A 13,084-nucleotide genomic window follows, 5' to 3' on the forward strand; every position below is an offset into this window, starting at 1 on the left:
TTTTCCTTAATATCTAACGAAACCTGCTTATTTCATAAAGCCACTGGCGGCCAGGGTCGCCAGCGTCAGTCCGCCCTGTTGCGGCTCGGGTGCAGCGTTCAGCAGACGCTCCAGATAGCGAGCAATAATGTCCACTTCAAGGTTGACCCGTCGGCCGGGCCGCCAGTCGTTAAGCGTGGTTTCCTGTAATGTGTGGGGCACCAGCGTCAGCTTGAAGCGCGACTCGTCGACTTCGTTTACCGTCAAGCTGATGCCATCTACCGTAATCGAGCCCTTTTCGGCAATATAACGCGCCAAACCGGCCGGGGCATCCACCCACAATTCTATGCTTTGGCCCATGACGGTACGTTGGGTAATGGTGCCAACGTCATCAACATGACCGGACACCATGTGCCCGCCCAGTCGGCCGGTGGCCAGCAGTGCTTTTTCCAGATTCACTTTTTGCCCTTTGGCATAATGAGCAAAGCCGGTGCGCTGTATGGTTTCGCCCGAAACATGGGCACAATAATAATCGCTCCCCAGCTCGGTTACTGTGAGGCATACACCATTGGTGGCAATCGAATCACCCAGTTTCACATCGGATAAGTCCAGTGCGGGGCAATGAATACGAATAACCGACTCATTCCCCTGACGACGCAGCTCGGCCACCACGCCCATGGCTTCTACAATACCGGTAAACATCAGCTTTTTACCCTTGCGGTTAATTTAATATCCTCGCCTACCTGACGGCAATCGCGCCACTCCAACCGGGTGATCTGGCTCATGGCCACCCGCTCCGGCACATCGAATAGCCCCCGGGCGCCGCTGCCCATCAGCTTGGGTGCCTGATACAGCACCAGTTCATCAATCAGTGCCGCCTCCAGCAAGGCGCCCCCCAACCGGGCCCCTGCCTCTACCCACAGATTATTAATCTGACGGCGACCCAGCTCGGCCATTAAGGCGGACAAGTCCAGTTGACCGTTCTGGGTCAGCGGCAATACGCACTCTTCAACGTCGCCATTAAAGCCTCCGGTTACCCGGCCGCGCAGCAGCAAGATGGGGCCGGATACGCTGAATAAATGAAGATCGGGAGTGAGTCGGTTACGGGTATCGATAATCACCCGCAGTGGTTGGCGCACGGAGGGAGCCACCACAGTGTCGGCACTATCCGGGGCCTGATAATGGCCATAACCGGCCTGTACCGACTCGGGCAGCTCTGCCCAGCGCACGTTGAGGCTGGCGTTGTCGACCAGCACCGTATCGGCGCCCGACAGAATGGCACAGCTCAGGGCGCGATGGCGTTGCACGTCGCGCCGCGCCGCCGGGCCGGTAATCCACTTGCTCTGTCCGTTGGCCAGTGCGGTGCGACCATCCAGGCTGGCGGCCAGCTTGACGGTCACAAAGGGCAAACCGGTGCGCATGCGATGCATAAAGCCGCGATTGATGGCCTCGGACTCGCTCGCCATCAGACCCGCCTCGGCACTGATACCGGCTTCGCGCAACATGGCCAAACCACGGCCCGATACCTGCGGGTTGGCATCCACGCTGGCCACCACCACCCGCGCCACGCCGGCATCAATTAAGGCCTGGGCACAAGGAGGAGTACGACCGTGATGAGAGCAGGGCTCCAGCGTAACGTAGGCGGTGGCTCCCTTGGCCGCCGCTCCTGCCTGACGCAGGGCAAAGACTTCGGCGTGGGGGCCGCCGGCCTGCTGGTGGTAACCTTCACCCACTATGTGATTGTGTTGCACTATCACGCATCCCACGGCGGGGTTGGGGCTGGTGGTAAAGCAACCCCGTTTGGCCAGTTCCAGCGCCCTGGCCATGTAGCCTGCATCTTGAGGGTTAAACACTTATTGCTCCAGTCGGGCTATTTCTTCACCAAATTGGCGGAGATCTTCAAAGCAGCGATACACGGAGGCGAACCGGATATAAGCCACCTTGTCGAGCAGCTTGAGCTCTTCCATAACCAGGTTGCCTATGTGTTCCGATCTGACTTCTCGCTCGCCGGTGGCGCGCAGCTGAGACATGATGCGGCTGACCGACTGCTCGATGGCTTCTATGCTGACCGGGCGTTTTTCCAGTGCCCGTTGCATGCCCGCTTCCAGCTTGTCTTCGTTGAAGGGTTCACGAATGCCGTTGTTTTTGATCACTCTGGGCATGACCAGCTCGGCGCTTTCAAAGGTGGTAAAGCGCTCTTTGCAGGCATTGCATTCTCGCCGGCGGCGCACCTGCAAGCCTTCGCCGACTAAACGGGAGTCGATTACCTTGGTTTCGGTTGCGTGACAGAAAGGACAGTGCATAGCGCCTCCGTGGGCTAAATTCGCTCATTAGTGTAAATAAGCAGGCCACAGAATGCCAGCCACTTGAAGGGCATGTGAAGGGGATGTGAAGTGTGAGGGGGGAGAGGTGAGGGGTGTGGCGCAAAGGGGGAGGTGAAATTTCCATTACGCCTCACTTCTTACTCCTCCCCTTCCTTACTATTTTCCCGAATTTAAGACGAAAAAAAGCGGGGCCCTGGGGCCCCGCTATTAGCGTCTTGGTTTATGCGATTAAGCGTAAACTGGGTGACGACGGCAGATGTCCAGCACCTGCTCTTTCACGCGGGCGATGGTAGCTTCATCGTTGATGTCGTCCAGCACATCACAGATCCAGCCAGCCAGTTCGCGAACGTCGGCTTCATTGAAACCACGACGGGTTACCGCCGGAGTACCAAGACGAATACCGGAAGTCACGAACGGAGAGCGCGGGTCGTTTGGAACGGCGTTCTTGTTCACTGTGATGAAGGCGCGGCCCAGGGCGGCGTCTGCATCTTTACCGGTAATGCCCTTGTCGATCAGGTCCAGCAGGAACAGGTGGTTATGAGTGCCACCGGAAACTACCTTGTAGCCACGCTGCTGGAAGGCATCGGCCATGGCCTGGGCGTTTTTCAACACCTGACCCTGGTATTCCTTGAACTCTGGCTCCAGTGCTTCTTTGAACGCAACTGCCTTACCGGCGATAACGTGCATCAGAGGACCACCCTGACCACCCGGGAAGACGGCCGAGTTCAGCTTCTTCTCCAGATCTTCATTGTTGGCGGCAGACAGAATCAAACCACCACGTGGGCCAGCCAGCGTTTTATGGGTAGTGGTCGTCACTACGTGGGCGTGGGCGATTGGGCTTGGGTAGTGACCCGCAGCAATCAAACCAGCTACGTGAGCCATATCAACCATGAACCAGGCGCCTACCTTGTCGGCGATTTCACGCATGCGTGCCCAGTCAACGATACCGGAGAACGCAGAGAAGCCACCGATAATCATTTTCGGCTTGTGCTCAACGGCCAAACGCTCCATTTCTTCGTAATCGATCACGCCGGCTTCGTTGATGCCGTAAGGTACGATGTTGTACATCTTACCGGAGAAGTTGGCAGGCGAGCCATGAGTCAGGTGACCACCGTGGGCCAGGTTCATGCCCATTACGGTATCGCCAGGCTTGACCAGCGCCATAAATACGGCGGAGTTTGCCTGTGAGCCGGAGTGCGGCTGCACGTTGGCGTAGGTAGCACCAAACAACTCTTTAGCGCGGTCTATAGCCAGATCTTCTACGATATCAACATATTCACAGCCACCATAAAAACGCTTGCCCGGATAACCTTCGGCATATTTGTTGGTCAGCTGAGAACCCTGGGCCAGCATAACGCGCGGGCTGGTGTAGTTCTCGGAAGCAATCAGCTCGATATGCTCTTCCTGACGCTGGGTTTCATCGCAGATTGCCTGCCACAACTGGGGATCATAATCGGCGATATTCATTTCACGCTTTAACATCTGTCTCTCCTGACTCATGGTGGTATGCATTAACCGGCCCTCAGTTTACCCTTTAGGGCGTGCTCGGCCTAGTCCCAGCATCACAGTTAACAACAATTACTTATCCTTGTGTTGAAGATTTTACAAAAAGTTTAAGTAAATGCAACATCTAAATCCTGAAGCCCTCACCACATTCAGGGTAGATCTGACAAATAAAGCCGATAGAATAGAAACTTTTAGCAAAGCCTGCCTGTCTTTTCAGGAGTATGGCGCCCGTCCCCCTTGAGGAGTATATGCAAGATTTCACGATAACCTCGCAGCGCAGAGCCGAACTCTATCACTGGTTTACCGCCCTGTTTTCAGCTCCTCTGGTCGACGATGAAATACAAGAGTTTGGCGGCTATGACATGCATGCCTTTCTGAACAGCCTGGCGACGCTGGATCCCTTGCGTGACGCAGCCGAAGCCTTTCGCTTGCAAGCGGATCGGGTATTGCAGCTGAACCAGCCGCAAATTGAGCTCCGCGAACAGTATCAGCAGCTGTTTGATGAGCCTTCCTTGCTGGATACCTCATCCCTGGCTCCACCGGATGAAGAGTCCATGTTTCTGATGAGCATTTTATTGCATCAACATGGCACTCGGCTGCAGGACGACGACCCGCTCAATGTCTGCAACCAACTGGAAATGATGGCCACCCTGGCGCTGGCTGCCGCCGAAACCGGCGACGAGCAACAGCGCACTGCCCTGCTCGACCAGCAGCGCGAACTGGCCAACCAGCTGCTGCTGAACTGGCTGCCTGCGTTTGTGACGGCCTGCAAGCAACGGGACTCCCTGGGTTTTTATGCCGCCGCCGCCCAGCTGTTGCTGGCCATGTTCAGCATGGATATTCACTACCTGAATAATGTGGCGCAATAATGGCGCATCATAAACACGGCAAGGCCAGCCCGTCGCCACAAACTCAGGAAGAGGCCGAACGTGTGGCCAGAGCCACCCAAAAGCCGGGGCAAACCAAAGAGCAAACCCGGCTGATTGCCCAGGGCATTCAAAAAGGCATAGACGAATATAAAAAGCAGCAAAAGGCTCGCGCCCGGGCCGCCGACAAGGCTAAAAAGCAACGCAACCGCGAGCAGCAACAGCTCCAGGCAGACGAGCAGGAAGCACAAACGCCACCACCGCCAACGGCGGGCTCATCCTGGTTGCCCTGGGGGCTACTGGTGTTAAGCTGGATTGGCTTTGCCGCTTATTGGTGGTGGCAACAGCAAGCCGGATAATCTTCAGGAGTGGGTATGGCGCTTAGTTTGCCCGAACACTGTCTTACTGCCGAAGGAAGTGAACGACGCCTTGGCGTTGAGCTGGAGCTGAACGGCCTGCCCTTGCCTTATCTGGCGGGGCTGGTGGCCGATCAACTTGATGGCACCCTGCGCCAACGCTCGGACTACGAAATTGACATAGATACCCCGCTGGGTACCTTTCGGGCCGAGCTGGACTTCGACTATCTGAAGCGTCTGGCGCGGGAACAACAAGAACAACCGCCCGGCGAACTGGAGCTGGCCGCCACCGAGCTGTTAGGCACCCTGGCCTTTCAGCTGGTGCCGCTCGAGCTGGTCACGCCTCCCCTGCCCCTGTCGCAGCTGGCCTCGTTAACCCCCCTGTTGGAGCGCCTGAGGCTGGCCGGCGCCAAAGGTACTCGCCACGCCCTGCACTATGCCTTTGGTTTACACCTGAACCCCGAGCTGCCAGCCACCGACGGCCACACCCTGCTGCGCTATTTTAAAGCCTATTTATGCCTGCACGACTGGCTGGAAGAGCATGAGGACATAGTGACCGCCCGCAAGGTGTCCCCTTATATTCGCGCCTTTAGCAAAGAATACAGCCGCCGGGTGATAGACGCGCATTACTGGCCCACCCTGCCCGTCTTTAGTGCCGACTATCTGCTGACCAACCCCAGCCGTAACCGTTCGCTCGACTTGTTACCCATACTGGCCTGGCACGACGAAGCTCTAGTGCAAAGAGCCGTGCAGGACGATAAAGTCAACAAGCGCCCCACACTGCACTATCGTCTGCCCAATTCGGATATCGATAACCTGCACTGGTCGCTCGATCATGCCTGGCGGGGCTGGTTGCAGGTAGAAGCCCTGGCCAACGATGAACATCGGCTGGCCGAGGTATGCCGGCATTATGCCGCGCACCTCGACAACATCACGCCGGACTTTTTAAATCCCTGGAAGCACAAGGTCACGCAATGGCTCCGCTAATTGGCGTCACCGGCCCCGATAGCAAGCTACCCTGGGCCTGGTGGGCAACTCGTCTGGCCATTCACCTGGCCGGTGGCCGGGCGTTGCGACTCACTCCCAACAGCTTTCAGCCCCATAAAAGAGACAAGCTGCAAGGGCTGATCATTGGCGGCGGAGACGACATAGATGCGGCTTTATATGGCGAAGACACCGGGCGAGCCCCGGCCGACTCCAAACGGGACGCCTTTGAAATCGAGCTGATTGAACATGCGCTGCACACCCAGCTCCCGCTGCTGGGAATTTGTCGCGGCGCCCAGTTGATCAACGTGGTGCTGGGGGGCTCCCTGCATGCCGATATTCGCCCCCTGCGCCAACGCACCTCCAACCGCCGCACCCTGCTGCCACGCAAGACCGCCGTGAGCACGGGCCGGGGACGATTGCATCGCATTTTTGGTCAGCCACGCTGGCGCATTAACAGCCTGCATCATCAGGCCGTCAAGCGGCTCGGCGCCCGGCTTGACGTAACGGCGCGAGATCTGGACGGCTTTGTTCAAGCCATAGAATATCAGGGAAATCACGCTATTCTGGGCGTGCAATGGCATCCGGAATACCTGCCTTACCTGGCACACCAACGGGCGATTTTTCGCCATTTAATCGAATTGGCCAAAACCACCCCACCCGAGAGGCTGTACCCCTGATGCTGGATTACATCATTGTTTTTAGCAGCAGCTTGCTGGCGGCCACCATAGCGCCTTTTTACTCGGAAGTGATATTGGCCGCCGTGCTGACTCGCCAGCCCGATGCCGCCCTGCTGCTGTGGACGCTGGCGAGTGTCGGTAACACTCTGGGCTCCATCGTCAACTGGTGGTTAGGCAAGTATCTGCTGCATTATCGCCATAAACGCTGGTTTCCCATCAAGGAGAAACAGCTCGCCCGCGCCCAGGCCGGCTTTCAGCGTTTTGGCGTCTGGTCTTTATTGCTGGCCTGGGCACCGGTAGGCGGCGATGCGCTGACCTTTATTGCCGGCATCATGAAGGTACGGCTGCTGCCCTTTACCCTGCTGGTGTTTATTGGCAAGGCGACACGCTATGGCATAGTGATTTATTTTGCCGAACGCTTTCTGCTGTAACGCGCCTACCCGATTGAACTTTTTTTGAACAATCGGCACACCGTTGCGATACAAACCCATAACAAGCCTTCCCGAATTATGCTAAAAGTGGAACACGGCTAGCCAAAAGTCTAATTGAACATGGCCACTATCTGCGTCACTTTGTTACACAAGAGTTACACCCCAAGGATTATTGGTTATAACCCCAAGGAGCGGAATAATGAGTGAAGTTAAGGTTCATCCTGTCATGGCACATATTGCCGAGCACGCCCTGATAGACGATGCTGGCTATAAAAGCATGTATCAGGAGTCTATCGATAATCCAGAGCGCTTTTGGGGCGAGCAGGGCAAGTGTCTGGACTGGATAAAACCCTATACCAAGGTAAAGAATACCTCTTACGATCCGGGCCACATCAGCATCAAATGGTTTGAAGACGGTACCCTTAACCTGTCCGCCAACTGTATCGATCGGCACTTGGCTACCAAGGCTGATGAAGTGGCCATTATCTGGGAAGGTGACAGCCCGGACGAAGACAAGAAAGTCACCTATCGCGAGCTGCACGAGCAGGTGTGCCGCTTTGCCAACGTATTGAAAGCACAAGGGGTGAAAAAAGGCGACGTGGTCAGCCTGTATATGCCCATGGTGGTCGAAGCCGCCGTGGCCATGCTGGCTTGTGCCCGCATTGGTGCCGTGCATTCGGTGGTGTTTGGCGGCTTCTCGCCCGACGCCCTGGCCAGTCGCATTATCGACTCTGATGCCAAGTTGGTGATCACCGCCGATGAAGGCCTGCGCGGAGGCCGTACCGTTCCCCTTAAAGCCAACGTGGATGCAGCCCTGGCCAAGCCGGGGATCAACCCGGACTGTAAAGTCATTGTCTATCGTCGCACCGGCGGCGATGTGGCCTGGCATGAACAGCGCGATATCTGGTGGCATGAGGCAGCAGCCAAAGTGGATGCCCACTGCGAACCAGAAGAAATGAGCGCCGAAGATCCGCTGTTCATTCTGTATACCTCGGGCTCTACCGGCACTCCCAAAGGTGTACTGCACACCACGGGTGGCTACCTGGTATATGCCGCCATGACCTTCAAGTACATCTTCGATTATCACGACGGTGATGTGCACTGGTGTACCGCAGACGTGGGCTGGGTAACGGGCCACTCGTATATTCTGTATGGCCCGCTGGCCAACGGTGCCACTACCCTGATGTTTGAAGGCGTGCCCAATTACCCCCAAACCAACCGCATGAGCCAGATTGTCGACAAGCACCAGGTCAACATTCTGTATACCGCCCCCACCGCCATTCGCGCCTTTATGGCCAAAGGCGATGAGGCCGTGGCAGGCACCAGCCGTGCCAGTCTGCGCATTCTGGGATCTGTGGGTGAGCCCATCAACCCGGAAGCCTGGGAATGGTACTACCGGGTGATCGGCGACGAGCGTTGCCCCATCGTCGATACCTGGTGGCAAACCGAAACCGGCGGTATCTTGATCGCCCCGCTGCCCGGCGCCACCCTGCTCAAGGCGGGATCGGCCACTCGTCCCTTCTTTGGCGTGCAACCGGCGCTGGTTGATGGTGACGGCCATATACTGGACGGTGCCACCGACGGTAACCTGGTCATTCTGGACTCCTGGCCGGGCCAGATGCGCACCATTTTTGGCGATCATGACCGCTTCGAACAAACCTACTTTTCTACCTTCCCCGGCACCTATTTTTGTGGTGATGGCGCGCGGCGCGACGAAGACGGCTACTACTGGATCACCGGCCGCGTGGATGACGTGCTCAACGTCTCTGGCCACCGCATGGGCACCGCCGAAATCGAATCGGCACTGGTGGCTCACCCCAAAATTGCCGAAGCGGCCATTGTTGGCGTGCCACACGAAATCAAGGGCCAGGGCATTTACGCCTACATCACCCTGAATGAAGGCGAAGTGCCCAGTGCCGAGCTGCATAAAGAGGTTAAAGACTGGGTGCGTAAAGAAATTGGCCCTATCGCCACCCCGGATGTCATTCACTGGGCCGAAGGTCTGCCCAAGACCCGCTCGGGCAAGATCATGCGCCGCATTCTGCGCAAGATTGCCACCGGTGAAATCGATTCCCTGGGCGATACCTCAACCCTGGCCGATCCGGCCGTGGTCGACCGCCTGATCGAAGAGCGGGGCCAGCAGGCCTAAGCCGCATCGTCTCCGCAATACTCTGACGCACGCCGCCTTCGGGCGGCGTTTTTTGTTATTAAAGGCGCTTTATTCGCTCCGAAACCTGGCCGCAAAGCACCACAGACGCCAGGCTGGCCGTTGTATCGCCGACTTGATGCAAGGGCCCCGTTAATGTCAATATGTGTCGCCTCGGTAACGGAGGCTGGCTACAGTGCGCCCTGGCCCCCTAACCCTGAGTCTGCCGAGTGTTAAACAAAGGCCATCTCTCGCTGGGTTTACGCTTTTTTTCAGTGATTAGACCAGTAAATTGCTGCCAATTTCCACGAAATCACTATAATTAGCCGGTCCGAGTCGAACCGTACGATTTTATTTGCCAGCGATAGGCAAAAACGGCTAGGCTTCCTGTTATTCGATATAAACACCGCAAGATTGACGAGGTTTGCTGCACAATGGTCGATAAATTCCGAATTCTGTTGCTAAACGGCCCCAATTTAAATCTACTGGGCCAGCGCGAACCCGGCATTTATGGTCAAGACAGCCTGACCGACATTGTAGCTCGCCTGACTCAACAGGCAGCCGAGCGCAATATTGTACTCAGCCACCTGCAGTCCAATGCGGAACATCAACTGATTGACGCCATCCACCAGGCCTATGGCCAGCAAGACTTTATTATTATCAATCCTGCTGCCTTTACGCACACCAGCGTTGCCATTCGTGATGCCCTGTTAGGAGTGAATATTCCTTTCATTGAGGTGCATCTGTCGAACGTGCATGCCCGTGAGCCCTTTCGCCATCACTCTTACCTGGCCGACAAGGCGGTAGGCGTGATCTGTGGCTTTGGCGCCAGTGGTTACGAATTTGCCCTAGAAGCGGCGGCTAGACATTTAAGCCCTCGTTAACTCCCCAAGCTCAGTACTAACATAACAAGAGAATGCTCATGGATATTCGTAAAATCAAAAAACTGATCGAACTGGTTGAAGAATCTGGTATTGCCGAACTGGAAATTTCCGAAGGTGAAGAATCCGTTCGTATCAGCCGTTACGGTAATCCCGGCCAGAACATACAGCCCCAGTATCAGCAATTTCAAGTAGCTCCTGCTCCCGCCCCTGCTCCAGCTCCTGCGGCCATGGCTGCGGCCTTGTCTCCTGCAGCTGCAGAAGAAGCTGCCGAGCCGGCAGTTAGCGGCCATGTGATGCGCTCTCCTATGGTGGGTACCTTCTACCGTGCCTCTAGCCCAGGTGCGAAAAACTTCGCCGAAGTAGGCCAGACCGTCAATGCCGGTGACACCCTGTGCATTGTTGAAGCCATGAAGATGATGAACCAGATTGAAGCCGACAAGTCCGGCGTGATCAAGGCCATTCTGATCGACAATGGCCAGCCGGTCGAGTTCGACGAGCCGCTGTTCATTATCGAATAAGGAATTCTCATGCTGGATAAAGTAGTCATCGCCAACCGCGGTGAAATTGCCCTGCGGATCCTGCGCGCCTGTAAAGAGCTCGGGATCAAAACGGTGGCCGTGCACTCCACCGCCGACCGTGAGCTGAAACACGTATTGCTGGCAGACGAGTCCATCTGTATTGGTGGTAACCAGTCTCATCAGTCATACCTGAACATTCCCTCTATCATCGCCGCTGCCGAAGTGACCGATGCAGTAGCCATTCACCCCGGTTACGGCTTTTTGGCAGAAAATGCCGACTTTGCCGACCAGGTTGAAAAGTCGGGTTTCATCTTCATTGGTCCCACCGGGGATACCATTCGCCTGATGGGCGATAAAGTGGCCGCCATTTCCGCCATGAAGAAGGCCGGCGTGCCCTGTGTGCCCGGTTCCGACGGCCCCATTGGTGATGACGCCAAGAAAAACGCCGCCATTGCCAAGCGCATCGGTTATCCGGTGATCATCAAGGCTGCCGGTGGCGGTGGTGGTCGCGGCATGCGCGTGGTGCATAACGAAAGCGAGCTGGAAAACTCCATCGCCATGACCAAGGCCGAGGCCGGAGCTGCCTTCAACAACGACATGGTTTACATGGAGAAATTCCTGGAAAACCCGCGTCATGTCGAAGTGCAGATCCTCGCCGATGGCCAGGGCAAAGCCATTCATCTGGGCGAGCGGGACTGCTCCATGCAGCGTCGCCACCAGAAAGTAGTGGAAGAAGCCCCGGCACCGGGCATTACCGCCGAAATGCGTCAGTTTATCGGCGACCGTTGCCGCCGCGCCTGTGTGGACATCGGCTACCGCGGTGCCGGTACGTTCGAGTTTCTCTACGAAAACGGCGAGTTCTATTTCATCGAAATGAACACCCGTATTCAGGTAGAGCACACGATCACCGAAATGATCACCGGCGTCGACCTGATCAAGGAGCAGCTGCGCATCGCCGCCGGTCAGCCGCTGTCCATCACCCAGGAGCAGGTGACGGTTCATGGCCATGCCATCGAATGCCGGATCAACGCCGAAGATCCACAGACCTTCGTGCCGAGCCCGGGCAAAATCAGCCTGTTCCATTCTCCGGGTGGTCTGGGTGTTCGCTGGGACTCCCATATTTATGCCGGCTACAAGGTTCCGCCCTACTACGACTCCATGATCGGCAAGCTGATTTGCTACGGCGAAAATCGCGACATCGCGATCGCCCGCATGACTCACGCCCTGAACGAGCTGGTAATAGAAGGCATCAAGACCAACGTACCGCTGCATAAAGAAATCATGAGTGATGAAAATTTCCGCAATGGCGGCACCAATATTCATTATCTCGAGAAGAAGCTGGGTCTGTAAGGCACGGCGACTGCTGATTGCAAACGGCGCCTTCGGGCGCCGTTTTTGTTGGTATCGACGGCGTTTTCCTCTCTCCTTTTTACCGCTAGAATAACGCCTCAACGCCCACCAGAGAGAAACAAGATGAGCATCCACCGTATCAACCCCTGCCAACGCTGGTCCGACATTACCGTATTCAACGGCATTGCCCACTTCGTCGAAGTGCCCGAGTCTGATCTCGACGCCGACATAAAAGGCCAGGCCGCCCAGATCTTCGCCCAGGCCGAGCAGGCTCTGGCCAAAATCAACAGCGACAAGACGCGCCTGCTGTCGGTGACCATCTACCTGACCGACTTCGCCAACCTGCCCGCTTTTAACGCCGAGTGGGACGCCTGGTTCGAGCCCAATACGGCCCCCAGCCGTGCCTGCGTTAAAGCGGAACTGGCCAATCCCCGCTATCTGGTCGAGCTGGCGTTTGTGGCCGCCGCCGGCGACGATTACGCTGGCTAACACTGGCTAATATCACTGCTATTGGCGGCAGGGCGCCGCTCTGTCGCCGTTATTGAGTGCACCGGATTGATCCCGACAAGCTCAGGCTGGTATCCTGCGGCCCCTTCTTGTGGAAAATCAAAGATGACCAATATTGTCTCCATCGCCCGCCGGGAAGCCGCCATGAGTGTCGGGCTGGCAGTGCTGTACATGCTGGGCTGGTGGTTAAGTGCTTATCGGGTTTCCCCCGAGCTGACCCTGGGGGGCTGGCCGCTGTGGTTTCTCTTAAGCTGCCTGTTTAACCCCTTATTATTCGTTGGCCTGTGCGTGATCATGGTGCGCTATTGTTTCAAGACGGTGGCACTGGACAGCTCTGAGCCAGCAAGCAGCCCAGGGCCAGTAAAACGCTCCCCTGCCGTTACCCCTTCCCCATCTGAATCTGGTAAACAGTCGTGAACCTCGAGCTACTCGTTCCCCTTGTCTGCTATTTAGTGCTGATGCTGACCCTGGGCTTTTACTTAAGCCGCCGCCCCCAGCAGGGCAGCTTTGTGCAGGACTACTTTTTAGGTAACCGCTCTATGGGCGGCTTTGT

At 56.5% G+C, this 13,084-nt stretch carries 15 protein-coding genes; 11 read left to right on the forward strand and 4 right to left on the reverse strand.

Features of this window, described 5'->3' with window-relative positions:
• Positions 1-27: 27 nt before the first annotated feature.
• The 4 genes from ACN0VL_RS12955 to glyA form a co-directional block, all read right to left on the reverse strand.
• Entirely contained in the window at positions 28-681 is a 654-nt protein-coding gene (locus tag ACN0VL_RS12955) for a riboflavin synthase (protein ID WP_417618029.1), read from the reverse strand.
• Positions 681-1,832, reverse strand: coding sequence for a bifunctional diaminohydroxyphosphoribosylaminopyrimidine deaminase/5-amino-6-(5-phosphoribosylamino)uracil reductase RibD (ribD, locus tag ACN0VL_RS12960; protein WP_417618031.1), 1,152 nt, complete (start codon positions 1,830-1,832; stop codon positions 681-683). The genes ACN0VL_RS12955 and ribD overlap by 1 nt, the downstream gene beginning before the upstream one ends.
• Positions 1,833-2,282: a transcriptional regulator NrdR gene (gene nrdR, locus ACN0VL_RS12965; protein ID WP_417618033.1), complete on the reverse strand. Its 450-nt coding sequence runs from the start codon at positions 2,280-2,282 to the stop codon at positions 1,833-1,835.
• A gap of 249 nt (positions 2,283-2,531) precedes the next feature.
• Positions 2,532-3,785, reverse strand: a complete 1,254-nt coding sequence (gene glyA / locus ACN0VL_RS12970; protein ID WP_417618035.1) for a serine hydroxymethyltransferase — start codon at positions 3,783-3,785, stop codon at positions 2,532-2,534.
• Positions 3,786-4,057: 272 nt separating this feature from the next.
• Here glyA and ACN0VL_RS12975 point away from each other — a divergent pair, with 272 nt between their 5' ends.
• The 11 genes from ACN0VL_RS12975 to ACN0VL_RS13025 all read left to right on the forward strand — a co-directional run bounded on the left by ACN0VL_RS12975 (position 4,058) and on the right by ACN0VL_RS13025 (position 12,948).
• Positions 4,058-4,678 (forward strand): molecular chaperone TorD family protein, encoded by a 621-nt coding sequence (locus tag ACN0VL_RS12975; protein ID WP_417618036.1) that lies wholly within the window; start codon positions 4,058-4,060, stop codon positions 4,676-4,678.
• Positions 4,678-5,034: a DUF2956 domain-containing protein gene (locus ACN0VL_RS12980; protein WP_417618038.1), complete on the forward strand. Its 357-nt coding sequence runs from the start codon at positions 4,678-4,680 to the stop codon at positions 5,032-5,034. Before ACN0VL_RS12975 ends, ACN0VL_RS12980 begins: the two co-directional genes overlap by 1 nt.
• Positions 5,035-5,049: 15 nt before the next feature.
• Positions 5,050-6,018 carry an amidoligase family protein gene (locus ACN0VL_RS12985; protein WP_417618039.1) on the forward strand — a complete coding sequence of 323 codons (969 nt, stop codon included), beginning with the start codon at positions 5,050-5,052 and terminating at the stop codon, positions 6,016-6,018.
• Complete coding sequence (locus ACN0VL_RS12990; RefSeq protein WP_417618041.1) at positions 6,006-6,695, forward strand: gamma-glutamyl-gamma-aminobutyrate hydrolase family protein; 690 nt, start codon at positions 6,006-6,008, stop codon at positions 6,693-6,695. The genes ACN0VL_RS12985 and ACN0VL_RS12990 overlap by 13 nt, the downstream gene beginning before the upstream one ends.
• An 83-nt stretch (positions 6,696-6,778) precedes the next feature.
• Entirely contained in the window at positions 6,779-7,126 is a 348-nt protein-coding gene (locus tag ACN0VL_RS12995; RefSeq protein WP_417618055.1) for a YqaA family protein, read from the forward strand.
• A 199-nt stretch (positions 7,127-7,325) separates the two neighbouring features.
• Positions 7,326-9,275: an acetate--CoA ligase gene (gene acs, locus ACN0VL_RS13000; protein WP_417618043.1), complete on the forward strand. Its 1,950-nt coding sequence runs from the start codon at positions 7,326-7,328 to the stop codon at positions 9,273-9,275.
• Positions 9,276-9,706: 431 nt separating this feature from the next.
• On the forward strand, positions 9,707-10,156 hold the full coding sequence (aroQ, locus tag ACN0VL_RS13005) for a type II 3-dehydroquinate dehydratase (protein ID WP_417618045.1): 450 nt from the start codon (positions 9,707-9,709) through the stop codon (positions 10,154-10,156).
• Between the two features lie 38 nt (positions 10,157-10,194).
• Positions 10,195-10,674 (forward strand): acetyl-CoA carboxylase biotin carboxyl carrier protein, encoded by a 480-nt coding sequence (gene accB, locus ACN0VL_RS13010; RefSeq protein ID WP_417618046.1) that lies wholly within the window; start codon positions 10,195-10,197, stop codon positions 10,672-10,674.
• 9 nt (positions 10,675-10,683) lie between these two features.
• Entirely contained in the window at positions 10,684-12,024 is a 1,341-nt protein-coding gene (gene accC, locus ACN0VL_RS13015) for an acetyl-CoA carboxylase biotin carboxylase subunit (protein ID WP_417618048.1), read from the forward strand.
• A 123-nt stretch (positions 12,025-12,147) separates the two neighbouring features.
• Entirely contained in the window at positions 12,148-12,513 is a 366-nt protein-coding gene (locus ACN0VL_RS13020; protein ID WP_417618050.1) for a RidA family protein, read from the forward strand.
• Between the two features lie 123 nt (positions 12,514-12,636).
• Positions 12,637-12,948, forward strand: coding sequence for a YhdT family protein (locus ACN0VL_RS13025; protein ID WP_417618051.1), 312 nt, complete (start codon positions 12,637-12,639; stop codon positions 12,946-12,948).
• The last annotated feature ends 136 nt before the right edge of the window (positions 12,949-13,084 follow it).

Source organism: Oceanisphaera sp. (genome assembly GCF_048268965.1).
Lineage (GTDB): Bacteria > Pseudomonadota > Gammaproteobacteria > Enterobacterales > Aeromonadaceae > Oceanimonas.